The sequence below is a fragment of the Tardiphaga robiniae genome (assembly GCF_001618955.1).
GTDB lineage: Bacteria > Pseudomonadota > Alphaproteobacteria > Rhizobiales > Xanthobacteraceae > Tardiphaga > Tardiphaga robiniae_A.
In genome coordinates this window covers 901,213-924,221 of sequence record NZ_LVYV01000001.1, presented here as the reverse complement: position 1 = coordinate 924,221, position 23,009 = coordinate 901,213, and the positions used below count along the sequence as shown (strand labels likewise).

The window sequence follows — 23,009 nt, the reverse complement described above, 5'->3', positions numbered from 1 at the left end:
TCCGATGACCACCATCACCGAGACCATTCCTAACAGCCGAGGCCCGTCGCTGGCGTTGCGTTACGCTTTCCGCGAGATGCGCAGCGGCTTGCGCGGCTTTTACGTTTTCATCGCCTGCATCGCGCTGGGCGTCATGGCCATCGCCGGCGTCGGCTCGGTCGCGGCAAGTCTCGGCGAGGGCGTGGCGCGCGAAGGCCGTACGCTGCTCGGCGGCGACGTGGCATTCTCGCTGATGCAGCGTGAGGCCAAGCCGGAAGAACTCGCCTTCTTGCGCGCACGCGGTGCAGTATCGGTTGCCGCAACGCTGCGCGGCATGGCGCGTGCGCCGGACGGCAATCTTGCGCTTGTTGAGATCAAGGCCGTCGATGGTAGCTATCCCTTGCTCGGCAAGGCGACCCTGGCGCCGGACATGCCGATGAGCGATCTGCTTGCCGAACGTGACGGCGCCTATGGCGCCGCGACGGATACGACGTTGATGGCCCGGCTAGGCCTCAAGGTCGGTGACCGCCTCACGGTCGGTAATGCGACGTTCCAAATTCGCAGCGAAATTTCAGCGGAGCCTGACAAGCTCGCCGGCGGTGTCGGTTTCGCGCCGCGTTTCCTCGCCAACGAGGATGCCCTGCGCGCCACGCGGCTTCTGCAGCCGGGCAGCCTAGTGCGCTGGATCTATCGTGTTCGCCTGCCGGACGCCGTTTCCGGCGATCGCGCTGCCAAGGCGCTCGCCGACGATGCGCGGGCCCAATTGCCGCAAGCCGGCTGGGAAATCCGTTCGCGCGACAACGCGTCGCCGCAGCTCGAGCGCACCATCACGCGCTTCACCCAGTTCCTGACGTTGGTCGGCCTCGCGTCCCTGCTGGTCGGCGGCGTCGGCGTCGCCAATGCCGTGAAGAGCCATATCGATCGCCGCCGCGATGTCATCGCGTCGTTGAAAGCGCTTGGCGCCACCGGCCGTGACGTATTCGCTATCTACCTCACCCAGGTGCTGGTGCTGGCGGTGATCGGCTCGCTGATCGGCATGGTGGTCGGTGCGTCCCTGCCGTTCGCTATTGTGGGCCTGTTCGGCAAGCTGCTGCCGCTGCCGGTGGTACCGGCGCTTCATCTCGGCGAACTGGCGCTGTCGTTGCTGTACGGGCTGCTGACGGCGCTGGCTTTTGGGCTGTGGCCCTTGGCGCGCGTACACGACGTGCCGGTCGCGGCGCTGTTTCGTGATGCGGCACTGACGGAATCGCACCGGCCGAAGCTGCGCTACATGCTCTGGATGGCACTCGTGGTTGGGCTGCTGATCGCAGTCGTGGTCGGTCTCGCTTACGACAAGCGGGTTGCTGCCGTGTTCGTGGTGTCCTCGATGGTGGTATTCGCCCTGCTGCGCGGTATCGCCGGTGCATTGATGGCTTTTGCGCGCAAATTACCGCGGCCGAGCATGACCATGCTGCGGCTGGCCATTGCCAATATCTACCGGCCAGGCGCGCTGACACCGTCGGTGGTGATGTCGCTCGGGCTTGGCCTGACGGTGCTGGTGACCGTCACCCAAATCGACGGCAATCTACGCCGGCAATTCATGGCGGCACTGCCGGAAAAGGCGCCGTCGTTCTATTTCATCGACATTCCCTCAACCGATGCCGACCGCTTCAGCGCGTTTCTCAAGGAGAAGCAGCCGCAGTCGACCGTCGAGGATGTGCCGATGCTGCGCGGTCGGATCGTCGCCGCACGCGGCGTCAAGGCAGAAGACCTCAAACCGTCATCCGATGCCGAATGGGTGCTGCAGAGCGACCGCGGCCTCAGTTACACCAACGAGGTTCCGCGCGGCTCCAAGCTGGTCGAGGGCAAATGGTGGGCGCCCGACTATAGCGGGCCGCCACTGGTGTCGTTCGAGAAGAAGCTGGCCGACGGGCTCGGGCTCAAGCTCGGCGACGAGGTCACCGTCAACGTGCTGGGCCGCGATATCACCGCCAGGATCGGCAATATGCGGTCCGTCGACTGGCAGAGCCTCGGTATCAATTTCGTGCTGGTGTTCTCGCCCAATACCTTCCGCGGCGCGCCGCATACCCATATCGCCACGCTGACCGAACCGAAGTCCGATCCGTCCCAGGATGCCGGTCTGGTCAAGGCGGTGGCCGACGCGTTCCCGATGATCACCACTGTGCGGGTCCGGGAAGCGCTCGACACCGTGGGATCGGTTGTCACAAACCTCGTGCTGGCGATCCGCGGCACCAGCGCTGTGACGTTGCTGTCGGCCATTCTCGTGCTGGGTGGCGCGCTGGCCGCTGGCCACCGGCATCGCGTGTATGACGCTGTGATCCTCAAGACTCTCGGTGCCACGCGCGCGCGGCTGCTCGGCGCCTATGCCCTCGAATATCTGATGATTGGCCTGGCGACGGCGGTCTTCGGTGTCATCGCCGGCTCAGTGGCGGCGTGGCTGATCGTCACGCGTTTGATGACGCTGAGCTTTGTCTGGCAGGCTGGCAGCGCTGCAGGCGTTGTGCTGGCGGCGCTAATTGTCACAGTGGGCCTGGGTCTGGCGGGTACGCTGGTAGCCCTGAATCAGAAACCTGCCACCGTATTGCGGAATTTGTGACCTGTTTTGACACGAAGCGGCCCAAGCGCTGGCTGATTCGTGCAAAAAGGCTGCGAAACCGCCAAGCTTGCGTCAGGCTGAAAGTTTACCAGGATGCCTGAATACAAATTGGAGCGACATTCCGCCACGCGTGGAAGCTTGCAGCGAATGTGTTAGTTTACCACATACCCTATGGGTCAGACATCGAGCGCAGATGACATCGATTTTTTATGAAATCGAGTTTAGTGTCAGGAAGCGCAGATATCTGGGATACAATTCGAACCGGCGACGCGAACCCTTTGCGATCAGCCGGACAACATCGAGGTTTCGACCATGTCGGATCTAGACCGCAACTATGCTTCCCCCTTCGGCCGGGCCGGCGCGCGCGATGCCGCTGCCGTAGACGCCGGACTGCGCTCCTACATGCTGCGCATCTACAACTACATGACGATCGGTCTGGCCATCACCGGCCTGGCTGCTCTCGGCGTGTACATGGCGGCTGTCACCACCGACCCGTCGGGCGCTGCTGCCCGGATCGGCAGCTCCTACCTGACGCCGTTCGGCTACGCGATGTTCGTGAGCCCGCTGAAGTGGGTGTTCATCCTGGCGCCGCTGGTCATGGTGTTCGCCATCTCGTTCGGTATCAACCGGCTGAAGCCGGCTACCGCGCAGTTGATGTTCTGGGCCTTCGCGGCTCTGATGGGCATCTCGCTGTCGTCGATCTTCCTGGTGTACACGCACACGTCGATCACGCGGGTGTTCTTCATCACCGCGGCCTCGTTCGGTGCGCTGAGCCTCTACGGCTACACCACCAAGCGTGACATGACGGGCATGGGCTCGTTCCTGCTGATGGGCCTGTTCGGCATCATCATCGCGAGCGTCGTGAACATCTTCGTCGCGTCGTCGATGCTGCAGTTCATCGTGTCGGTTGTCGGCGTGCTGATCTTCGCGGGCCTCACCGCCTACGACACCCAGCGCCTGAAGAACGACTACATCTACGGTTACGCCTCGCAGGGTGGCGATATCGCCGAGCGCGCGGCGATCACCGGTGCCCTGTCGCTCTACCTGAACTTTATCAACCTGTTCACGCTGCTGCTGCAGCTGCTCGGACAGAAAGAGTAAGCTACGGGACATCAGGAAGATCTTAGCCCTGGCCGAAAGGCCGGGGCTTTTCTTTTGGGTGGAGCAAAAATAGTCTCAGCGCCATGTCCGATATTGAAATCAGGCCCGCAGTCGCGACGGATCTGCCCGCGATCACCGCGATCTATGACGAGGCGGTACAGTTCGGCACGGCCACGTTCGAACTGATCCCGCCAGATTTGGCCGAGATGACGCGGCGTTTCGAGGCGCTGGTGAGCGGGGGCTATCCGTATCTCGTGGCTGTGCTGGAAGGCCGGGTTGTCGGCTATGCCTATGCCAGCGCACATCGCCCGCGACCGGCCTATCGCTTTACCGTCGAGAATTCGATTTATCTCGATCCGAAAGCCCAACGGCGAGGCGTTGGCGGCAAACTTCTGGCGGGGCTGATCGCCGAATGCGAGAGCCGCGGCTACCGCCAGATGGTCGCCGTGATCGGCGACAGCGCCAATGCCGGCTCCATCGCGGTTCACCGCAAAGCTGGCTTCCAGATGATCGGCGTGCATCCCGACGTCGGTTTCAAGTTCGACCGCTGGCTCGACACCGTCTCGATGCAGCTCGCACTTGGCGACGGCGCCCGCACGCTGCCCTAGCCGTTTTTCTGATCCTTGGGTGCGACGCCGGGCACAATGGCTGTCACGGTCTGGTGGTGCGGTCGCATGCCCGGCATCAATCCTGGTGGCGGTCCCATGCCGAATGGCGGCGGTCCGGGCGGGCGTCCGGACGGAGGTGCACCCGGCGGCATATCGGGCAGACCGAAGCGATTGGCCAGCACGGGAGCTGCGCGGTCGACGCCGAGAATCAGCGTCGCCAGATAGTGATCGGCTTTTTCCCCGATGTCGCAGAAGCCGCCATGGGTCTTGTCCATCAGCGCCAGGCCGTCATCGGCATTGAACGTGTCGCGGCGACCCTTGCGGGCATAGGCGTTGACGTTGGCATAAAGATACTGGCTCAGCGCATCCGGGAAATACATCTGCCCGGTCAGCACATTTTTTTCGTTCGTGAAGACCTTGAAGTGGATATGCGTGGTGCGGCCTTCGTACCAGCCGGGATACACTGTCCGGAACCGGACCTCGCCTTGCGAATCAGAAGTCTGCGTGCCGCGCATGAAAGTGCCGCCCGACGTATCGATCGCATGATCGTCGCCTTGCCCGTTGTAACCGGAATACAGCCCATCGGCACGGGCATGCCAGATATCGACACGGGCACCGGCAAGCGGCTGGCAGGTCGCGACATCCATCACCACGAAGCGAATCTGCAGCGGCGCGCCGGGATGATTTTCGGTGATATCGGCGCGCAGCATTTTGGCGTCGAAGTAATACGGTCCGTCGACGGCCTGCGGCGTTGCGATGCAGGAGAACGCGGTGCGGGGCGTGGGATTTTCACCCGTGCGCGCAGCGGCGTCGCGCAGAGACAGTGCTGGAGCGGCGAACAGGCCGGCGACGGCTGCGCGGTGTGACAATGCGAAACGGTCTGACGAGTCAGTCAAGGCAATGCTTTCATCGGAAGTGATGAAGGCAAGATGCACCTGAATCTGGGCAAAATCGCCGGCGGATTTGTTCGATGATGTTTCTGGCGGAACCCGATCTGCTCAGCGCGGCCTGGTGCTCAGACCACTGCCAGCTTGCGATCGATCACCAGGAGCACGCGGTCGAGTTCGTGGCCGCGGCGCAGAATCATGCCGCTCGCCGAAATCACGCTATACATGCCCTGTTTGCGCGCCAGTCGCGGGTCTTTCTCGATGCGATACAGCGGCACTTCCGATGAGCGGCGGAACACCGAGAACACCGCGCGCTCGCGCAGGAAGTCGATGGCGTAATCGCGCCACTCGCCATCGGAGACCATACGGCCGTACAGGTTGAGGATGCGACTGAGTTCAAGGCGATTGAAACTGACGACGGGCGCGGCGGCGGCAGAGCCCGTCGCCGCGCGATTCTCGGTGGGCTCAGTATCTCCCGGAATCACATTCATGCAGCGCCTCCTGTCATACCGCCGACATGATCGCGCCGACCGCGGTCATCTGCAAGGGTCGATCCGCAGGCCCGATGGTAGAAATTTCCCGTCACGGGAACGTCAGGTGAATCTTATTGCCGCCAAATTTTGGCCCATCGGACGCCCTTCTGGATTGCGACAAGAAGATACTGCGTCGGGTCCGGTTCTTCCGGTCTCGGATTCCTCAGCCCCCAGCCCCCCGCGGTCGTTGGGATCGGACCCTGCGCAGGAAGTTAATCCCCACTGGGCCAACGCAAGTTGGTCCTTTTCTTTTTGGTGGATGCTTTTGCGAGACCATCAAGCGTCATTGCGATAGGCGAAGCGACGAAGCAATCCAGTCTTCGCCGAGGACTCACAATGATGCAGGCATGCCACGCATAAGCGCAGCAGCTACCGAAGTTATCAATCTGAAGACTTACTGCAGCGACGTATAGGCCGCGCCGCGCATCGCGCCGGGCTTGTCGCGCGTGCCGTCTTGCACATAAACGACGGCGGCATCGACGCCATCCCTGGAGATGTTCTCCAGCGGCAGCGTCCAGTTGGCGGCGTTGCCGGTCCAGTCGCCGACCTTCAGCCAGTTCCGGACGACATTGTAGTAGGTCAGTTGCTTGCCGCGATTCTCGCCGCGCCCGACCGTGATCGGCACGGCCTTCGACACGGAACAGATCCAGACTTCGCCATGCGCCGTATCCGGCGCATTGGTCGATGCAGCAACGGACACGTTCACGTGTTTGCCGGAGATCGACATCGACACCGGCACCGTCATCACGGTGCCTTTCTTGGTTTCGCTGATCGCACCCTGGATACGATCGACATCGCTACCGATCACTTGGGTGGCGCCGTTGACGACGACTTGCGGCGTGTAGACGTCGCGATCGCCGCGCATCTGTGAATAGGCCTTCTGCCGCGCGCTGAAACGCGAGTCGGCCAGCGTATCCTTCCAGCCGAGGTAATCCCAGTAGTCGATCGGCATACTCAACGCGATCACGGACGGGTCTTTGGCGAGGTCGCCGATGATCTTGTCTGCAGGCGGGCAGGACGAGCAACCCTGCGAGGTGAAGAGCTCCACCACGGCCCGGGGCTGGGCCAGCGCGCTACCGCTCGCTGCAATGGCGGCGCACACGCCAAGAGCGCCAGTCCATTGCGATATGCCGCCAAAGGATTTCATGAGGTTTTGCTACGCTCGAGGTGGGACACATAACAGACGGTGTCGCACATTGGTGTCGCTAACACGTTCATGCCCTCAAACGCCAGAAGGCGACCTTTTCATAGGCCGCCTTCTGTTCACTAGCCACTCACTTCGCAGTGAGGCACTACGTCACACCACGTATGGGCGTCAGGCTGCAAGCTGACGCAGCACGTAATGCAGGATGCCGCCATTGCGGTAATATTCGAGCTCGTCCAGCGTATCGATGCGGCAGAGCAGCGTCTCCTTGTGGAGTGAGCCATCGGCCGACACGATTTCCGCGGTGAGCTGCTGGCGCGGTTTCAGGTCGCCCTGGAGGCCGCGGATGGTGACCTTCTCATCGCCCCTGAGGCCAAGCTTCTTCCACGACGAACCGTTCTCGAAGGTCAGCGGCAGGATGCCCATGCCGACGAGGTTGGAGCGGTGAATACGCTCGAAGCTTTCGGTGATGACCGCGCGAACGCCGAGCAGACGCGTGCCCTTTGCCGCCCAGTCGCGCGACGAGCCGTTGCCGTATTCGGCGCCGCCGAACACGACCAGGGGCACCTGCTCGGCCTGGTACTTCATCGCGGCGTCGTAGATCGACATCGCTTCGCCATCGGGCCAGTGCTTGGTCATGCCGCCTTCCGGCACGTTGCCGTCAGCACCCTGCATCATGAAGTTCTTGATGCGGATGTTGGCGAAGGTGCCGCGCATCATGACTTCGTGGTTGCCACGGCGCGTGCCGTACTGGTTGAAGTCGGCCGGACGCACCTGATGCTCCGACAGATACTTGCCAGCAGGTGAGGTCAGCTTGATCGAACCGGCCGGCGAGATGTGGTCAGTAGTGATCTTGTCGCCGAACAGCGCGAGAATCCGTGCATCGACGACGTCGACGATTGGCTCCGGCTGCTGCTGCATGCCTTCGAAGTAGGGCGGGTTCTGCACATAGGTCGAGCCCATGTTCCACTTGTAGGTCTCGCTCTCGACCGTCTTGATCTTGCGCCAGTTGGTGTCACCCTTGAACACGTCGGCATACTTCTTCTTGAAGATCGTCGAGGTGACGTACTTCTTGATGAAGGCGTTCACTTCCTTGCTGGTCGGCCAGATGTCCTTCAGGAACACCGGCTTGCCATCCTTGCCTTCACCAATTGGCTCGACCGCGAGGTTCCTGGTGACGGTGCCGGCGAGCGCATGGACGACGACCAGCGGCGGTGATGCGAGATAGTTCGCCTGCACGTCCGGGGAGACGCGGCCTTCGAAGTTGCGGTTACCCGACAGCACGGCGGCGCCGATGATGCCATTGTCGTTGATCGACTTCGATATCTCGGGCGGCAGCGGGCCGGAATTGCCGATACAGGTGGTGCAGCCGAATCCGACCAGGTTGAAGCCGACCTTGTCGAGGTCTAGCTGCAAGCCGGAATTGGCGAGATACTCGGCGACGACCTGGGAGCCGGGGGCCAACGAGGTCTTCACCCACGGCTTGGCCTTGAGGCCTTTGGCGACCGCGTTGCGCGCCAGCAGGCCGGCGGCGATCAGCACCGAGGGGTTCGAGGTGTTGGTGCAGGAGGTGATGGCGGCGATCACCACGTCGCCATGGCCGAGATCGAAGTTCTTGCCTTCGACCGGGAAGCGCTGGTCGTGATTGTCGGGCTTCTTGTATTCGGTGGTCATCGCGGCAGAGAAGCCTTCCGCGATCGCCGGCAGTGCGACGCGTCCTTCCGGGCGCTTCGGACCGGCCATCGATGGCACGACATCGCCGAGATCAAGCTTCAGGGTTTCGGTGAACACCGGATCGGGCGACTTGGCGGTGCGATACAGGCCCTGCGCCTTGGCATAGGCGGCGACGAGTGCCACGCGCGGTGCCTTGCGGCCAGTGGTCTTGAGGAAGTCGATAGTCTCGGAGTCGACCGGGAAGAAGCCGCAAGTGGCGCCGTATTCCGGCGCCATGTTGCCGATGGTGGCCTTGTCGGCGACCGACAGATAATCGAGGCCGGGGCCGTAGAATTCCACGAACTTGCCGACCACACCCTGCTTGCGCAGCATCTGGGTGACGGTGAGCACGAGGTCGGTGGCAGTGACGCCTTCCTTCAGCGCGCCCGAGAGCTTGAAGCCGACCACATCGGGCAGCAGCATCGACTGCGGCTGTCCGAGCATCGCGGCTTCCGCCTCGATGCCGCCGACGCCCCAGCCGAGCACGGCGACGCCATTGACCATGGTGGTGTGCGAGTCGGTGCCGACCAGCGTGTCAGGATATGCGACTTCGAAGGTGCCGGTCTTCTTGCCGACGGTCATCTTCTGCTTCTTGGTCCAGACGGTCTGGGCCAGATATTCGAGATTGACCTGGTGGCAGATGCCGGTGCCGGGCGGCACCACGGAGAAGTTCGAGAAGGCGCTCTGGCCCCACTTCAGGAACTCGTAGCGTTCCTTGTTCTGCTTGTACTCTTCAGCGACGTTCTTGCCGAACGCCTTGTTGTCACCGAAGAAGTTGACGATCACCGAGTGGTCGATGACGAGATCGACCGGGACCAGCGGGTTGATCTTCTTCGGGTCGCCCTTCAGCGCTTGCATCGCGTTACGCATCGCGGCGAGATCGACCACCGCGGGAACGCCGGTGAAGTCCTGCATCAGGACGCGTGCGGGACGGAACGAGATTTCATGCTCAAGCTTGCGCTTCTTCAGCCACTTCGAGAAGGCGATGATGTCTTCCTTCTTGACGCTGCGGCCGTCTTCATTGCGCAGCAGGTTTTCCAGTAGCACTTTCATCGAGTAAGGCAGCTTCGAAATGCCCTTCAGACCGTTTTTTTCGGCTAGCGGCAGGCTGTAGTAAACGTAAGTCTTGGCGCCAACCTTGAGGGTCTTCTGGCATTTGAAGCTATCGAGCGAGGTCATGTGAAGGTGTCCCAATTCAGTTGACCGATACCCGGCTAAGGTACCGAAGCACCGCCGACGAGAAGTCCGAATGGCTTGCAGACGTCGATTGTGTGCTGCATCAAGTTCCGGCTTATAGAATCTTTCTAGAGACGCCGCCACACCGACAATCGTTTGCAGCCCTGCGAAATAGTGCAACAACGCCGCTGCGACTTCTGAGCCAAATCAGATGGTCATGGAAGGGTTGAGATGCGGCTCTCGGGGCGCAATTTGAGATGCCTGCGGGGTGGCCGCGAAGTCTTCGCCGGGCTGGATTTCGATGCGGTGGCCGGCGAGGCCGTGGCGATCGTTGGCCCTAACGGAGCAGGCAAAACCTCATTGCTGCGGCTGATCGCCGACCTGCTGATGCCGGCTGAGGGCACCATTACCCTTGAGGGTGGTGACGGCGAAATGACGGTCGCCGAACAGGCCCATTATCTGGGCCACCGCGACGCCATGAAGCCGGCTTTGACAGTGACGGAAAACCTGACCTTCTGGGCCGACTTCCTCGGTGGCCCGCCGGCCGATCCAGCCGCGTGCATTGCAGCAGTGGGCCTCTCCCATGCCGCGGCGCTGCCCGCGGGCTTCCTGTCGGCCGGCCAGCGCCGCCGGCTGTCGATCGCGCGATTGCTGACCGTCCGCCGGCCGATCTGGCTGCTCGATGAGCCGACAGCGGCGCTCGATCTGGTCAGCCAGCGGGTATTCGCGGGACTGATGACGGATCATCTCGCCACCGGTGGTCTGATTATCGCTGCGACCCATGGCCCGCTTGGCATTCCTGCACGGGAGTTGCGCATCGGGGGCGAGGCGTGAGTGCCCTTGGCGCGTTGATTCGACGCGACATCCGCATTGCCGTCCGGGTCGGCGGCGGGGCGCTGATCGGTGTGCTGTTCTTTCTGACGGTTGTCGTGCTGATGCCTTTCGCGCTGGGGCCGGATCTGGCGCTGCTGGCACGGCTGGGGCCGGCGATTCTATGGCTCGGGGCGCTGCTCGCGAGCCTGCTGACGCTGGACAGGTTGTTTACCGCCGATCACGACGATGGCTCGCTGGATCTCATTCTGATGAGCCGGACGCCACTGGAACTCGCCTGCGCCGCCAAGGCTCTCGCACACTGGCTGGCCGCGGGCGTGCCGCTGATCGTCGCGACGCCAGTGCTGGGGCTGCTGCTCAATCTCGACGGTCCGGCGACGTTGGCGGTCGCCCTGACGCTGTTGGCGGGCACGCCGGCGCTGACCTTCACCGGCATGATTGGAGCCGCGCTGGCGGTGACGCTGCAGCGCGGTGGGCTCTTGCTGGCGGTGCTGGTGTTGCCGTTGTCGATTCCGGTGCTGATTTTCGGCGTTGCGGCGTCGAATGCCGCCATCCTCGAGCAGGGGGCGCTGACATTCTCGACCCCGTTCTCCATTCTCTGCGCGCTATCGCTGGCGAGCCTCGTGATTGGGCCTTTTGCGGCGGCGGCGAGCCTGCGGCATGGACTGGATTGAGACGGTTGGAATAATCACGACAGGCTGAGACACTGGATTGACCCGGGTGGATTGACTTGGGTCAACTCGTCGCGAGCTGTGTTGAACGAGAATAAGTTGCATTGATCGCGGACAGAGCCGCGACTATTGGAAATGCCATGACGCTGACCGAACTCGCCAATCCGACCCGGTTCCTGTCGCTTGCCACACGCATCCTGCCGTGGCTGGCGATAGTGACGGGCGTTCTGCTCGCAATCGGCCTGTATCAGTCGGCCATGGCCCCGGATGACTACCAGCAGGGTGCCACCGTCAAGATCATGTTCATCCATGTGCCGAATGCTTGGCTATCGATGTTCGTCTGGGGCGTCATGAGCGTGGCATCGCTGGGCACGCTGGTGTGGCGGCATCCGCTCGCCGATGTCGCAGCCAAGGCGGCGGCACCGATCGGCGCGGCCTTCACCTTTCTCGCGCTGGTCACGGGATCGCTGTGGGGCCGGCCGATGTGGGGCACCTATTGGGAATGGGATGCGCGGCTCACTTCGGTCCTCATTCTGTTTCTGATGTATCTCGGCCTGATCGCGCTGTGGCGTGCGGTTGAAGACCCGTCGCGGGCGGCGCGCGCCGCGGCGGTGCTGACGCTGGTCGGTGCCATCAATATTCCGATCATCAAGTTCTCGGTCGATTGGTGGAATACGCTGCATCAGCCGGCGTCGGTGATGAAGATGGGCGGCTCGTCGCTCGACAAGTCGTTTCTGATCCCGCTGCTGGTGATGGCCGTGGCGTTCTCGCTGCTGTTCATCACGCTGCATCTCGCCGCGATGCGTAACGAGATCCTGCGGCGCCGTTTGCGCACGCTGCAGATGTTGCAGGCCTCAAAGCCGGTGGCACTCCCGTGATGGCGCTTGGTCCCTACGCATCCTTCATCGTCACATCCTATGCGCTGGTCGCAGCGGTGGTGCTGATCCTCATCGTGTGGATCGCGATCGATCATCGCCGCGTCCGCGCACGGCTGCATGAGTTGGAATCCTCCGGCGTGGCGCGACGTTCGGGGCGTGGCGCGACGGATCTCACATGACCGCGCAAGCCACTCCGAAGCGCCGCTGGATGCTGGCACTGCCTCTGCTGATCTTTGCCGCGCTGGCGGCGCTGTTCTGGTTTCGGCTCGGCGCCGACCCTGCGAAATTGCCCTCTGCATTGATCGGCCGCGCCGCGCCACAGACGACATTGTCGGCGCTGGAAGGCCTCACCGATAGCGGTGCGCCGGTGCCGGGCCTCGATCCCGCAGCCTTCAAGGGCAAGGTCAGTCTCGTCAATGTCTGGGCATCATGGTGTGTGCCATGCCACGAGGAGGCACCGCTGTTGACCGAGCTCGGCAAGGACAAGCGGCTGCAACTGGTCGGCATCAACTACAAGGATGCACCGGACAACGCGCGCCGCTTTCTCGGCCGTTACGGCAATCCGTTCGGCATCGTTGGCGTCGACGGCAACGGCCGTGCGGCGATCGAATGGGGCGTCTATGGCGTGCCCGAAACCTTCATCGTCGGCCGCGACGGCCGCATCGCCTACAAGATGGTCGGCGGCATCACGCAGGAAAATTACGAGCGCGTGCTGAAAGTCGAGATCGACAAGGCGCTGCAGGCAGGGTCCTGACGTCTATTGATCCGCCGCCTCGAGTCGCCGGGCAACATGAAACGACTTCGCGGTCACCAGCCAGGCATCGCCGATGCGATGATAGGACAGGTAGTCGCAATACCAGAGCGTATCGATCCGGACGACAACCTTGACCAGCGCCTGGGTAGGCGCGGCGAAATCTATCAGCAACACCTCCTGTTCGCGTGGCGCGCTCTTGCACTTTGGCGATGGTGTGGAGGCCAGCATCGCCTTGTAGTCCGCGGCCGGCAGCAGACGCAGGCTGCCGTCGCGCAGTCCATGTAGTTGTGCACTTCCGGCAAATACCTGATCGAAATGCGAGACGTCGTTGTCGAACATCAGGTCGAAGTAGCATTCGACGGCATCGAGCAGTGATTGTGTTATCAGTCGGTCGGGCATCGGGATGCTCTTTCGTTGGGAGAGTGAGTCCGACGATGACACTTGACCCTGCGCATGTCCTTGCGAACTTGGCTAATATCGAGCGCTCCTGCGCAACGAATGATCCTTTATTTACCTCAGATTGGTGGATCATGGCAAAAATCGATTTGGACGATATTGATCGCCGAATTATCACGGCGCTTCAGGCCGACGGTCGGTTGAGCAACATCGAGCTGGCCGATCGGGTCGGCTTGTCGCCGTCGCCCTGCTTGCGGCGGGTCAAGAACCTGGAGCGAACGGGATACATCGATGGATACCGTGCGGCGTTGCGGCGTGAGCGCGTTGGACTGGGATTTACGGCCTTCGTCGGTGTGAAGATCGATGGGCATGCCAACAAGCGTGCGATCGCGTTCGAGAAAGCCGTCGTGGAGATGCCCGAGGTGGTCGCATGCCATCTCGTGTCCGGCGAGTCCGACTACTTTCTTGAAGTGGTCGTGCCTGAACTGGCTGACTATCAACGTTTCCTTGTCGGCAAGCTTCTCAACCTGCCGATCGTGCGTGAGGTGCGGAGCAATATCGCGATTCAAACGCTGAAGGCGGGCGCTCCGCTCCCGCTCGAACACTTGAAACCGGTCGCTCCCGAAATACGCGCGAAATAAACTTCAGCTTTTATCTGCGGTTCATTTTCGCGCCATGGCGGCGCCATGAATCCGCAGCTAGCTTGATGGCGTTACTTAACCGTCCTTGGAGGGACACCACGATGCGCCATTTCAAATTTGCTACTTTGACCGCTGCCGCTCTCACTCTGGGTCTGCTCGCATCCGCGCCGTCGATGGCGCAGTCGCCGCAGCCTGCTGCTCCCGCCGGCAAGATGGCTCCGGCCGCCACATCCAAGATGGCGCCTGCCAGCGAATCGAAGATGGCCCCGGCACCGAAGGTTGAACTGCTTGATCTCAACTCGGCGAGTGTCGAGGCGCTCGAGGCTCTGCCCGGCATCGGCAAGGCCTATTCGGCGGCCATCGTCAAAGGCCGTCCGTATAAGGGCAAGGACGAACTTGTGCAGAAGAAGATCGTGCCCGAGAAGACCTATGACGGCATCAAGGACAAGGTCATCGCCAAGCAGAAGAGCTAGGCGCGATCGCTTCACTCGTCTGGAAACGCACCGGCGCAGCCGCGCCGGTGCGTTTTCTTTTGCGGCCCATATCGATCAGCCGATAACGCTATCCTTCACCACATCGCCCAATGCGGCGAAGTCCGCCTTGCGCGGCGAGGTCCGGCGAAAGGCGAGGCCGATGGTGCGCCCGGGCTGCGGATTTTCCAACCGCAGGAATTTGACGCGCTGGTCGCGTTGTTCGACGTCGGCGGCGATCTGCGGGATCAATGTCACGCCATAGCCGCTGGCGACCATCTGCATCACCGTAGAGAGGCTGGATGCGGCGAAGGCCATGCCGTTGCCGCCGGACTGATGGCCGCGCGCTGCAGTGGCGCAGAACGCCAGCGCCTGATCGCGCAGGCAGTGGCCGTCTTCCAGCAAGATCAATCGACTCTGGTCAATCTCCAGCGCCTTGATGCGTTTGTCGGCGGGGCGGGGATCGTCTGCCGGCACCGCGAGCAGGAACAGGTCGTCGAACAGCTTGGCCGTGTCGATCTCGGGCTCGCCAAGCGGCAGCGCCAGCATCGCGGCATCGAGTGCGCCTGACTTGATATCGTCGACCAGTTGCTTGGTCTGCGTCTCGCGCAGCTCCAGCCGCAATTCCGGAAATTGCTTTTGCAGCACCGGCAGGATCCGCGGCAGCAGATACGGCGCCAGCGACGGGATCACGCCGAGCGTCAGCCGCCCGGTCAGGAGTCCGCCGCGATGCCGCGCAAAGTCCACCAGGTCGCGCGAGGCCGCCAGCACGTCCTCGCCGCGCCGCGCCACTTCGCGCCCGACATCGGTCAGCATCACCTCGCCAGGCCGGCGCTCCACCACCTTGACGCCCAGCGTCCGTTCGAGATCGCGTATCTGCATCGACAGCGCAGGCTGGGTGACGTTGCAGGCTTCGGCCGCGCGGCCGAAATGGCCGTGTTTGGCGAGCGCGGCGAGATAGCGGAGCTGGCGGAGCGTGATCATGGATCATCAGATAAACTGATCGAGGGGCGAAGACAATTCGACTGGACCTGATCTAAGAATTCTTCCAATCTCTCGTCACGAAATCCGACTAGGGTGAGCGCCAGGCTTGCCGAGGAATTCGGCAGATAATTGAAATTAGACAGCTTTTGGAAGATTTGAGCGGGTTTTTGGTGGCGATCCGGCGTGTCAGTGTTGCCTGGGACGGCTCATATTCCAAACAGCCAGAAGGAGAGACTGATGGACACGACGAATGAGAATGGCGCCGGCAAGTGCCCCGTTGCGCATGCCCCCGCTGCCCGGGCCAATCGTGACTGGTGGCCGAACAAGCTAGACCTGTCGATTCTCCATCAGCACTCGTCGCTGTCCGATCCGATGGGCGATGCGTTCAACTACGCCGAGGAATTCAAGAAGCTCGATTACGAGGCGTTGAAAAACGACCTGCGCAAGCTGATGACGGATTCGCAAGACTGGTGGCCGGCTGATTTCGGACATTACGGTCCGCAGTTCATCCGCATGTCGTGGCACGCCGCCGGCACCTACCGGCTAAGCGATGGCCGCGGCGGTGGCGGTCGCGGTCAGCAGCGTTTCGCTCCGCTCAATTCCTGGCCGGACAACGTCAACATCGACAAGTCACGCCGCCTCCTGTGGTCGATCAAGCAGAAATACGGCAACAAGATCTCGTGGGCCGACCTGCTGATCCTGACCGGCAACGTGGCGCTGGAAACCATGGGTTTTCGCACTTTCGGTTTCGCTGCCGGTCGTGCGGACGTCTGGGAGCCTGATCAGGACGTGAATTGGGGTCCCGAATCCACGTGGCTGTCCCACCGGTCGCTCGACAAATTCGAAGCTCCGCTCAGTGCCACGGAAATGGGCCTGATCTATGTGAATCCGGAAGGTCCGGGTGCCAGTGGTGATCCGGTTGCGGCCGCCAGCTTCATCCGCGAGACCTTCAAGCGCATGGCTATGAACGACGAGGAAACCGTGGCGCTGATCGCCGGCGGTCACACCTTCGGCAAGACCCATGGCGCTGCGCCTGAGTCCCACAAGGGTCCCGAGCCTGAAGCTGCCGGCCTGGAAGCGCAGGGTCTGGGTTGGGCGAGCAACTACGGTACTGGATCCGGTGCGGACGCCGTTGGTAGCGGCATTGAGGTCACCTGGACGCAGACGCCGGCGCAGTGGAGCAACTTCTTCTTCGAGAACCTGTTCAAGTATGAATGGGGACAGACCCGCAGCCCCGGTGGGGCCATCCAGTGGGAAGCCAAGGACGCCGAGCCCGTCATCCCCGATGCGCACGATCCATCGAAGAAGCACAAGCCGACCATGCTGACGACGGATCTATCCCTGCGTCTGGACCCGGCCTATGAGAAAATCTCACGCCGCTTCCTGCAGAATCCGCAGGCCTTCGCCGAAGCTTTCGCCCGCGCCTGGTTCAAGCTGACCCACCGCGATATGGGGCCGCGCGTGCGTTATCTCGGTCCGGAAGTGCCCAAGGAAGAGTTGATCTGGCAGGATCCGATCCCTGCGGTTGACTATCCGTTGATCGACGACACCGACGTCTCTGTGCTCAAGGCCAAGCTGCTGGCCTCGGGGCTGACCGTGTCCGAATTGGTCAGCACGGCCTGGGCTTCGGCCTGCACCTTCCGTGGCGGCGACAAGCGTGGCGGTGCCAACGGCGCGCGCATCCGTCTGGCCCCCCAGAAGGACTGGGAGGTCAACCAGCCGGCTCAGTTAGCCAAGGTGCTGCAGACGCTCGATGGAGTCCGGAAGGAGTTCAACGCGGCGCAATCCGGTGACAAGCAGGTTTCGCTTGCCGACCTGATTGTCCTCGGCGGCAGCGCGGCGGTCGAGAAAGCCGCGAAGGATGCTGGCCTGGATGTGACCGTTCCGTTCTCTCCGGGACGCGCCGACGCCTCACAGACACAAACCGATGCGGAATCCTTCGAGGTGATGGAACCGGTCGCGGACGGCTTCCGTAACTACCTCAAGGGCACGTCTGCCGTACCGGCTGAAGTATCCTTGGTGGATCGCGCGCAATTGCTGACGCTGACTGCTCCGGAAATGACGGTTCTCGTTGGCGGCCTGCGGGTACTCGGTGCGAATTCCGGGCAGTCCGTGCGTGGTGTCTTCACCAAGACGCCCGAGACTCTGACCAACGACTTCTTCGTCAACCTGCTCGACATGAGCACGGAGTGGAAGGCGGTCGATGGCTCGAACAACGTGTACGAGGGACGTGATCGCAAGAACGGCGAGGTCAAGTGGACCGGTACACGCGCCGATCTGGTCTTCGGTTCGCACTCGCAGCTGCGTGCCTTCGCGGAAGTCTATGCAAGCGCCGACGCCAAGCAGAAGTTCGCCAGGGATTTCGTGGCGGCCTGGACCAAGGTCATGAATGCTGATCGCTTCGATCTGGTGTGATAACTACCTGACCGTAAAGCCGAAGCCCTCGCGACATCGTCGCGGGGGCTTTTTCTATGGGCAAGTTTCACCGCTTTGCTGACTGTGGTATCGAGGCATTGCCTCAATCCCGTGCCCCTTCTACGCTGACGGCGGTCCCATCGCGTCGGGCTCGCGTTCGCGGACCGTCTCGATGCAACAGCTCATCGTCCTCGGAGTTTTCATGGTTCGGGTCTTTGCCGTATCGCTTGTTTTGTCCTGCCTCGCAGCGCCGGCGTGGGCACAGCCAGCGCAAGTCCAGTCAACTCCGGTGACCGCAGCGACGCCTGCAACAATATCCGCGACTAAGTCCGTCGCTAAAAAGCCGGCATCGAAAGCCAAGGCCGCAGCGAAGCCATCGGAGCAGGGGAACAGCGGGCCTTGCCACTTCGGCGTCATTCCCGTGGTTGGCGACAAACTCGGCGTGAAGAAAATCGGACTCACCATCTTCGGCAATGAATACGCCGAAACACCGATCGACAGTTGGGGCCTCGATGATCTCGTCGTCGCCAAAGTTCGCGCGGCGGCCGGCTTAGGAGTTGGCGTGAGGCGCATTGCCTACGCTAAAGATAGCTTCGCACCGTTCGAGAATCCACCGGCCGGACTTTTTCGCCGGCCCGAGGACGATTTGACCGCGATTGTGCGACGGATTGTGGGGAGCTCCAACTGCGAGCACTACGTTGTCGTCACCAAGTATGATGGCACTTTTCGCGGGACCAATCAGGCGGTCAGGGGCGTGAGCATTGTCAGTCAGGGAATCGGGGACCTCGTTAGGCGTACATATCTCGTCACCAACGCCCAAGTAAGAATATTTGACGGACAAAGCTTCGCCATACGCAAGCCGTCGTTTTCGTTGGAATCGATAGTGACCAGTTCTTTTTCAGGACAGCGCGGGCTCCGCGAAATCGACAATGCATCGTTTCCAATGGCGCTGTCGGACGTGGCCACCAATGCGAAGTTGCGCGACGAAGCGCGCAACTTGCTGGCGGAAACTCTCGACTATTCCTTGCTAGCATTGTTCAAGGAATGAGGCGGACTTTGCGGCAGGCAGCCGCTCACGATTTCGCACTCTCCATCTTGCACCCTTCCTCGAATCTGCGCACAAAAGGCAAATAATTCTACCGAGGGAGAATTTGCGATGATGAAACTCTACTGGTCGCCACGTTCGCGCTCCTTTACTGCATTGTGGCTGATGGAAGAGACCGGCGTTGCCTATGAGCGCGTGCTCACCGACATCACCATCGGCGCGCAGCGCACGCTGGAATTCCTCGCCGTCAATCCGATGGGCAAGGTTCCGGCCCTGCAGGATGGCGATGCTACGATGGCCGAGGCCGCGGCGATCTGCGCTTACGTGGCCGAGCGTTATCCCGATGCGAAGCTGGCGCCTGAGCTCGGCGACTCGCATCGCGCGAAGTATCTCTATTGGCTGTTCTTTGCGCCGGGCTGTATCGAACCGGCGATCGCACAGATCGCGACCAAGATGGAGTTGAATCCGGTGGCCGCGGGTTGGGGCGATGCGCAGCGTGTGTTCGATGTGCTCGAAGCCGCGCTTGATGAAGGTCCATGGATTCTCGGCGCGCAATTCTCCGCTGCCGATATCGCCATCGGTTCAGGACTGAACTTTGCCGTGCGTAATTTCAAAATGGTGCCGTCGCGCCCGGCTTTCGAGCGCTACCTTGATCGTTGTTCCGCGCGTCCGGCCTTCCAGCGTGCGATGGAATTTGCGTCGGGGGAAAAGACGTAAGGCGAATTACTCGCCTGCGTCTGCTTTCAGCGCATCCGGATGCGGCATCGAGATGATGTTGTAGCCGGAGTCGACAAAATGCGTTTCACCGGTCACGCCGCCGGAAAGATCCGACAACAGATACAGTGCAGTGCCGCCGAGTTCTTCCAGTGTCACGCCGCGGCCGAGAGGCGAATGTTTCTGCTGGAATGCGAACATCGCACGGGAATCGCCGATGCCCGAGCCGGCCAGTGTACGTACAGGCCCGGCAGACACCGCATTGACGCGGATGCCCTGGCGGCCGAAGTCAGATGCGAGATAGCGCACCGAGGCTTCGAGCGCAGCCTTGGCGACACCCATCACATTGTAGTTCGGCATCACGCGGGTCGATCCGCCGAAAGTCAGCGTGATCATTGCGCTGCCAGGCTTCATAATTTCCGAGGCGCGTTTGGCGACTTCGGTGAAGGAGAAGCAGGAGATTACCATGGTGCGCGAGAAATTGGCGCGCGTGGTGTCGGCGTAGCGGCCCTTGAGTTCGTTCTTGTCGGAGAAGCCGATGGCGTGGACCAGGAAATCCAGCCCGCCCCATTTTTCCTTGATCGCCGCAAAGGTCGCATCGACGCTGGCGATGTCCTCGACGTCGCAGGGCAGGATCAGATCCGCATTGAGCGATTCTGCCAGCGGTTTGACGCGCTTGCCGAGCGCGTCGCCCTGATAGGTGAAAGCCAGTTCGGCGCCCTGCGCATGCAGTGCCTTGGCGATTCCCCACGCGATTGAATGATCATTGGCGACGCCCATGATCAGTCCGCGCTTGCCCTGCATCAGTGATGGCATCGCGTTATGCATCCATCCGCTTGAAGACCAGCGTGGCGTTGGTGCCGCCGAAGCCGAAGGAATTCGACAGCACGGTGCCGACCTTCACATTGTCGATGCGCTTGCGCACGATCGGCATGTCCGCGAACACCGGATCCAGTTCGGTGATGTTGCCGCTCTCGCAGATAAACCCGTTCTGCATCATCAGCAGCGAGTAGATTGCTTCCTGTACGCCGGTGGCGCCGAGCGAGTGGCCGGTGAGGGCCTTGGTCGCCGAAATCGGCGGGCACTTCTCGCCGGTGCCGAACACATTGCGGATCGCCTGCATTTCGGGTGGATCGCCGGCGGGCGTCGAGGTCGCATGCGGGTTGATGTAGTCGATCTTGATGCCGCCGGTGGTGGCCAGCGCCATCTTCATGCAGCGCTCTGCGCCTTCACCCGACGGAGCGACCATGTCGTAGCCGTCCGAAGTGGCGCCGTAGCCGATGATTTCGCCGTAGATCTTGGCGCCGCGTGCTTTCGCGTGCTCGAGTTCTTCGACGACGACAACGCCGGCGCCGCCGGCGATGACGAAGCCGTCGCGGCTGACGTCATAGGGACGCGAAGCGGTGGAGGGTGTGTCGTTATACTTCGATGACATCGCACCCATGGCGTCGAACAACACCGAGAGTGACCAGTCGAGTTCCTCGCAGCCGCCGGCGAAGACGACATCCTGCTTGCCCCACTGGATCATCTCATAGGCATTGCCGATGCAATGGTTCGAGGTCGCGCAAGCCGACGAGATTGAATAGTTCACGCCCTTGATCTTGAACCAGGTCGCGAGCGTCGCGGAGGCCGTCGAGGACATCGCCTTCGGCACTGCGAATGGGCCAACGCGCTTAGGACCCTTCGTTCGCGTGATGTCCGCGGCTTCGACGATGGTGCGTGCGGAAGGCCCGCCCGAGCCCATGATGATGCCGGTGCGTTCGTTGGAGATATCAGACTCTTCGAGGCCGGAGTCCTGGATCGCCTGCTCCATGGCGATGTGATTCCATGCGGCGCCTTCGCCGAGGAAGCGCATCGCACGGCGGTCGATCACATCGGCCGGATTGATGGTCGGTGCGCCCTGCACCTGCGAACGGAAACCGAGCTCTGCGTATTTGTCGGCGCGCGTGATGCCCGACTTTGCCTCATGGAGGCTCGCAAGCACTTCCTGAGTGTTGTTTCCGATAGATGAGACAATGCCCATCCCCGTGACGACAACCCGCCTCATGATCGCCTCGCCCTTTGAATTACGTTGTTGTGGAACTGGCGGTCGCCCCCTCGGAGACCGCCGTTGAATGGCACCCGGTAGATCACGTTCCCGGCTGCAATGCGGCAGGTGCTTCCTGCTTGAACAGGCCGACCTTCAGGTCCTTGGCGCGATAGATAATCTCGCCATCGGCCGAAAGCGAGCCGTCGGCGATCCCCAACCACAATTTTGAACGCATCACGCGCTTGATATCGATGGTGTACACGACCTTTTTGACGTTCGGGAGAACCTGGCCGGAAAACTTCAGCTCGCTGAGTCCGAGCGCGCGACCGGGGCCGATGCCGCCCGACCAGCCGAGAAAGAACCCGACCATCTGCCACATGGCATCGAGGCCGAGGCAGCCCGGCATCACCGGATCGCCCTTGAAATGGCATGCGAAGAACCAGAGGTCCGAATTGACGTCGAGTTCAGCGCGCACGAGACCCTTGCCGAATTCGCCGCCGTCAGCCGTAATCTCGGTGATACGATCGAACATCAGCATGGGCGGCAGGGGCAATTGGGCATTGCCTGGCCCGAACAGCTCGCCGCGGCCACAGGCCAGCAGGTCTTCATATGCGTAGCTGTTGCGTTGTTCCTGGATCATGCCGGCTTTCTGGGTCCATCGATGGTGGTGGCTACCCGGGGTCGAGTAGCCACATATAGAATTGTTCCAAATGACGCGGGAACTTGCCCCGGTTGGGCGCTCTCTATCATAGGCTTATGAGGCGGCAAAGCGGCGGATCGCCTGCTTTTGGCGGGTTATTGACCATGTTGCGATGCACTGCGGAAGCATCCCTTCTGATGCATGGCTCCTAGTTGCGAAAACCTTGCATCTGAGGCCCTATCTTTCTATATTAGAACCGAATTCAGTGTTCTTTTTGAGTGTGAACGGCAGGATTACTGACGTGGATATGAGCGACAGCATTTCAGTTTTGGATGACGCAGCTGCGGTTGCGGAAATCAATCATGGCCGTCAGCCGGCTCTGACTGGTTGCCCGTGGCATGACGTCAACGAGATGCTGCAGTCGGTCGGCCTGCGTCCCACCCGTCAGCGTATGGCGCTGGGCTGGCTGCTGTTCGGCAAGGGCGCGCGTCATCTCACCGCGGAAATGCTGTACGAGGAAGCGACTCTCGCCAAGGTGCCGGTGTCGCTGGCGACCGTTTACAACACGCTCAATCAGCTCACGGATTCCGGCCTGCTTCGTCAGGTCAGCGTGGATGGTACGAAGACCTATTTCGATACCAACGTGACCTCGCATCACCACTACTATCTCGAGAACAACCACGAGCTGGTCGATATTCCGGACCAGAACCTCGTGCTGACCAAGATGCCGGAAGTCCCCGAGGGCTTCGAGATCAGCCGCATCGACATGGTCGTTCGTCTGCGCAAGAAGCGCTAACGGCTTTA

The 23,009-nt window shown here is 61.6% G+C and carries 23 protein-coding genes; 14 read left to right on the top strand and 9 right to left on the bottom strand.

Annotated features, from left to right (window positions below; all coding sequences use genetic code 11):
* The first annotated feature begins 4 nt into the window (after positions 1-4).
* The 3 genes from A4A58_RS04375 (at position 5) to A4A58_RS04365 (ending at position 4,284) form a co-directional block, all read left to right on the top strand.
* Positions 5-2,575 (top strand): ABC transporter permease, encoded by a 2,571-nt coding sequence (locus A4A58_RS04375; protein ID WP_068730089.1) that lies wholly within the window; start codon positions 5-7, stop codon positions 2,573-2,575.
* 312 nt (positions 2,576-2,887) lie between these two features.
* Positions 2,888-3,676, top strand: coding sequence for a Bax inhibitor-1/YccA family protein (locus tag A4A58_RS04370; protein WP_068730087.1), 789 nt, complete (start codon positions 2,888-2,890; stop codon positions 3,674-3,676).
* A gap of 83 nt (positions 3,677-3,759) precedes the next feature.
* Entirely contained in the window at positions 3,760-4,284 is a 525-nt protein-coding gene (locus tag A4A58_RS04365; RefSeq protein ID WP_068730085.1) for a GNAT family N-acetyltransferase, read from the top strand.
* On the opposite strand, the gene A4A58_RS04360 is transcribed toward A4A58_RS04365, so the two are convergent.
* The 4 genes from A4A58_RS04360 to acnA form a co-directional block, all read right to left on the bottom strand.
* The gene (locus A4A58_RS04360) at positions 4,281-5,180 is read right to left on the bottom strand and encodes an intradiol ring-cleavage dioxygenase (protein ID WP_204378158.1); all 900 of its coding nucleotides are present in this window, start codon (positions 5,178-5,180) and stop codon (positions 4,281-4,283) included. The genes A4A58_RS04365 and A4A58_RS04360 overlap by 4 nt on opposite strands.
* Before the next feature lie 119 nt (positions 5,181-5,299).
* A complete protein-coding gene (locus A4A58_RS04355) occupies positions 5,300-5,662 on the bottom strand; it encodes a DUF2794 domain-containing protein (RefSeq protein ID WP_068730083.1) in 363 nt (120 codons plus the stop codon).
* Positions 5,663-6,098: 436 nt separating this feature from the next.
* The gene (locus A4A58_RS04350) at positions 6,099-6,851 is read right to left on the bottom strand and encodes a DUF1223 domain-containing protein (RefSeq protein ID WP_068730081.1); all 753 of its coding nucleotides are present in this window, start codon (positions 6,849-6,851) and stop codon (positions 6,099-6,101) included.
* Positions 6,852-7,019: 168 nt separating this feature from the next.
* The gene (acnA, locus tag A4A58_RS04345) at positions 7,020-9,740 is read right to left on the bottom strand and encodes an aconitate hydratase AcnA (RefSeq protein WP_068730079.1); all 2,721 of its coding nucleotides are present in this window, start codon (positions 9,738-9,740) and stop codon (positions 7,020-7,022) included.
* A gap of 228 nt (positions 9,741-9,968) precedes the next feature.
* Here acnA and ccmA point away from each other — a divergent pair, with 228 nt between their 5' ends.
* The 5 genes from ccmA to A4A58_RS04320 all read left to right on the top strand — a co-directional run bounded on the left by ccmA (position 9,969) and on the right by A4A58_RS04320 (position 12,871).
* Positions 9,969-10,571 carry a heme ABC exporter ATP-binding protein CcmA gene (gene ccmA, locus A4A58_RS04340; protein ID WP_068730077.1) on the top strand — a complete coding sequence of 201 codons (603 nt, stop codon included), beginning with the start codon at positions 9,969-9,971 and terminating at the stop codon, positions 10,569-10,571.
* The gene (ccmB, locus tag A4A58_RS04335) at positions 10,568-11,242 is read left to right on the top strand and encodes a heme exporter protein CcmB (RefSeq protein WP_068730075.1); all 675 of its coding nucleotides are present in this window, start codon (positions 10,568-10,570) and stop codon (positions 11,240-11,242) included. Before ccmA ends, ccmB begins: the two co-directional genes overlap by 4 nt.
* 137 nt (positions 11,243-11,379) lie before the next feature.
* Positions 11,380-12,117 (top strand): heme ABC transporter permease, encoded by a 738-nt coding sequence (locus tag A4A58_RS04330; protein ID WP_068730073.1) that lies wholly within the window; start codon positions 11,380-11,382, stop codon positions 12,115-12,117.
* Complete coding sequence (gene ccmD / locus A4A58_RS04325) at positions 12,117-12,296, top strand: heme exporter protein CcmD (RefSeq protein ID WP_068730071.1); 180 nt, start codon at positions 12,117-12,119, stop codon at positions 12,294-12,296. The genes A4A58_RS04330 and ccmD overlap by 1 nt, the downstream gene beginning before the upstream one ends.
* Positions 12,293-12,871, top strand: coding sequence for a DsbE family thiol:disulfide interchange protein (locus A4A58_RS04320; RefSeq protein ID WP_068730069.1), 579 nt, complete (start codon positions 12,293-12,295; stop codon positions 12,869-12,871). Before ccmD ends, A4A58_RS04320 begins: the two co-directional genes overlap by 4 nt.
* Before the next feature lie 3 nt (positions 12,872-12,874).
* On the opposite strand, the gene A4A58_RS04315 is transcribed toward A4A58_RS04320, so the two are convergent.
* Positions 12,875-13,270, bottom strand: coding sequence for a nuclear transport factor 2 family protein (locus A4A58_RS04315; protein ID WP_068730067.1), 396 nt, complete (start codon positions 13,268-13,270; stop codon positions 12,875-12,877).
* A gap of 35 nt (positions 13,271-13,305) precedes the next feature.
* On the opposite strand from A4A58_RS04315, the gene A4A58_RS04310 reads away from it, so the two are divergent.
* Positions 13,306-13,908, top strand: coding sequence for an Lrp/AsnC family transcriptional regulator (locus tag A4A58_RS04310; RefSeq protein ID WP_349509567.1), 603 nt, complete (start codon positions 13,306-13,308; stop codon positions 13,906-13,908).
* 101 nt (positions 13,909-14,009) lie between these two features.
* Positions 14,010-14,381, top strand: coding sequence for a ComEA family DNA-binding protein (locus A4A58_RS04305; RefSeq protein ID WP_068730064.1), 372 nt, complete (start codon positions 14,010-14,012; stop codon positions 14,379-14,381).
* A gap of 75 nt (positions 14,382-14,456) precedes the next feature.
* Here A4A58_RS04305 and A4A58_RS04300 read toward each other — a convergent pair whose 3' ends face one another.
* Positions 14,457-15,362 (bottom strand): LysR substrate-binding domain-containing protein, encoded by a 906-nt coding sequence (locus A4A58_RS04300; RefSeq protein WP_068730062.1) that lies wholly within the window; start codon positions 15,360-15,362, stop codon positions 14,457-14,459.
* A 237-nt stretch (positions 15,363-15,599) separates the two neighbouring features.
* On the opposite strand from A4A58_RS04300, the gene katG reads away from it, so the two are divergent.
* The 3 genes from katG (at position 15,600) to A4A58_RS04285 (ending at position 19,539) form a co-directional block, all read left to right on the top strand.
* Positions 15,600-17,777 carry a catalase/peroxidase HPI gene (katG, locus tag A4A58_RS04295; protein WP_068730060.1) on the top strand — a complete coding sequence of 726 codons (2,178 nt, stop codon included), beginning with the start codon at positions 15,600-15,602 and terminating at the stop codon, positions 17,775-17,777.
* Positions 17,778-17,949: 172 nt separating this feature from the next.
* Positions 17,950-18,825: a hypothetical protein gene (locus tag A4A58_RS04290; RefSeq protein WP_068730058.1), complete on the top strand. Its 876-nt coding sequence runs from the start codon at positions 17,950-17,952 to the stop codon at positions 18,823-18,825.
* A gap of 108 nt (positions 18,826-18,933) precedes the next feature.
* Complete coding sequence (locus A4A58_RS04285) at positions 18,934-19,539, top strand: glutathione S-transferase family protein (RefSeq protein ID WP_068730057.1); 606 nt, start codon at positions 18,934-18,936, stop codon at positions 19,537-19,539.
* A gap of 6 nt (positions 19,540-19,545) precedes the next feature.
* Here the strand turns inward: A4A58_RS04285 and fabI are convergent, their stop codons facing one another.
* From fabI to fabA, 3 genes are all read right to left on the bottom strand, one after another.
* Positions 19,546-20,352 carry an enoyl-ACP reductase FabI gene (gene fabI / locus A4A58_RS04280; RefSeq protein ID WP_068730452.1) on the bottom strand — a complete coding sequence of 269 codons (807 nt, stop codon included), beginning with the start codon at positions 20,350-20,352 and terminating at the stop codon, positions 19,546-19,548.
* A 4-nt stretch (positions 20,353-20,356) separates the two neighbouring features.
* Positions 20,357-21,583, bottom strand: coding sequence for a beta-ketoacyl-ACP synthase I (gene fabB, locus A4A58_RS04275; protein ID WP_068730055.1), 1,227 nt, complete (start codon positions 21,581-21,583; stop codon positions 20,357-20,359).
* Between the two features lie 82 nt (positions 21,584-21,665).
* On the bottom strand, positions 21,666-22,205 hold the full coding sequence (fabA, locus tag A4A58_RS04270) for a bifunctional 3-hydroxydecanoyl-ACP dehydratase/trans-2-decenoyl-ACP isomerase (protein ID WP_210269351.1): 540 nt from the start codon (positions 22,203-22,205) through the stop codon (positions 21,666-21,668).
* A gap of 307 nt (positions 22,206-22,512) precedes the next feature.
* Here fabA and irrA point away from each other — a divergent pair, with 307 nt between their 5' ends.
* Positions 22,513-23,001 carry an iron response transcriptional regulator IrrA gene (irrA, locus tag A4A58_RS04265; RefSeq protein ID WP_068730053.1) on the top strand — a complete coding sequence of 163 codons (489 nt, stop codon included), beginning with the start codon at positions 22,513-22,515 and terminating at the stop codon, positions 22,999-23,001.
* Positions 23,002-23,009 lie beyond the last annotated feature (8 nt).

What these genes read in the sequence shown, in the direction of transcription:
- ccmA (WP_068730077.1), top strand. Translation starts at nt 9,969, where the DNA reads ATGCGGCTCTCGGGGCGCAATTTGAGATGCCTGCGGGGTGGCCGCGAA.
- A4A58_RS04365 (WP_068730085.1), top strand. Translation starts at nt 3,760, where the DNA reads ATGTCCGATATTGAAATCAGGCCCGCAGTCGCGACGGATCTGCCCGCG.
- A4A58_RS04290 (WP_068730058.1), top strand. Translation starts at nt 17,950, where the DNA reads ATGCAACAGCTCATCGTCCTCGGAGTTTTCATGGTTCGGGTCTTTGCC.
- ccmD (WP_068730071.1), top strand. Translation starts at nt 12,117, where the DNA reads ATGGCGCTTGGTCCCTACGCATCCTTCATCGTCACATCCTATGCGCTG.
- irrA (WP_068730053.1), top strand. Translation starts at nt 22,513, where the DNA reads ATGAGCGACAGCATTTCAGTTTTGGATGACGCAGCTGCGGTTGCGGAA.
- A4A58_RS04305 (WP_068730064.1), top strand. Translation starts at nt 14,010, where the DNA reads ATGCGCCATTTCAAATTTGCTACTTTGACCGCTGCCGCTCTCACTCTG.
- fabI (WP_068730452.1), bottom strand. Translation starts at nt 20,352, where the DNA reads ATGCCATCACTGATGCAGGGCAAGCGCGGACTGATCATGGGCGTCGCC.
- A4A58_RS04375 (WP_068730089.1), top strand. Translation starts at nt 5, where the DNA reads ATGACCACCATCACCGAGACCATTCCTAACAGCCGAGGCCCGTCGCTG.
- A4A58_RS04300 (WP_068730062.1), bottom strand. Translation starts at nt 15,362, where the DNA reads ATGATCACGCTCCGCCAGCTCCGCTATCTCGCCGCGCTCGCCAAACAC.
- acnA (WP_068730079.1), bottom strand. Translation starts at nt 9,740, where the DNA reads ATGACCTCGCTCGATAGCTTCAAATGCCAGAAGACCCTCAAGGTTGGC.
- A4A58_RS04310 (WP_349509567.1), top strand. Translation starts at nt 13,306, where the DNA reads ATGACACTTGACCCTGCGCATGTCCTTGCGAACTTGGCTAATATCGAG.
- A4A58_RS04285 (WP_068730057.1), top strand. Translation starts at nt 18,934, where the DNA reads ATGATGAAACTCTACTGGTCGCCACGTTCGCGCTCCTTTACTGCATTG.
- fabA (WP_210269351.1), bottom strand. Translation starts at nt 22,205, where the DNA reads ATGATCCAGGAACAACGCAACAGCTACGCATATGAAGACCTGCTGGCC.
- A4A58_RS04320 (WP_068730069.1), top strand. Translation starts at nt 12,293, where the DNA reads ATGACCGCGCAAGCCACTCCGAAGCGCCGCTGGATGCTGGCACTGCCT.
- A4A58_RS04355 (WP_068730083.1), bottom strand. Translation starts at nt 5,662, where the DNA reads ATGAATGTGATTCCGGGAGATACTGAGCCCACCGAGAATCGCGCGGCG.
- A4A58_RS04315 (WP_068730067.1), bottom strand. Translation starts at nt 13,270, where the DNA reads ATGCCCGACCGACTGATAACACAATCACTGCTCGATGCCGTCGAATGC.
- A4A58_RS04370 (WP_068730087.1), top strand. Translation starts at nt 2,888, where the DNA reads ATGTCGGATCTAGACCGCAACTATGCTTCCCCCTTCGGCCGGGCCGGC.
- fabB (WP_068730055.1), bottom strand. Translation starts at nt 21,583, where the DNA reads ATGAGGCGGGTTGTCGTCACGGGGATGGGCATTGTCTCATCTATCGGA.
- A4A58_RS04330 (WP_068730073.1), top strand. Translation starts at nt 11,380, where the DNA reads ATGACGCTGACCGAACTCGCCAATCCGACCCGGTTCCTGTCGCTTGCC.
- A4A58_RS04350 (WP_068730081.1), bottom strand. Translation starts at nt 6,851, where the DNA reads ATGAAATCCTTTGGCGGCATATCGCAATGGACTGGCGCTCTTGGCGTG.
- katG (WP_068730060.1), top strand. Translation starts at nt 15,600, where the DNA reads ATGGACACGACGAATGAGAATGGCGCCGGCAAGTGCCCCGTTGCGCAT.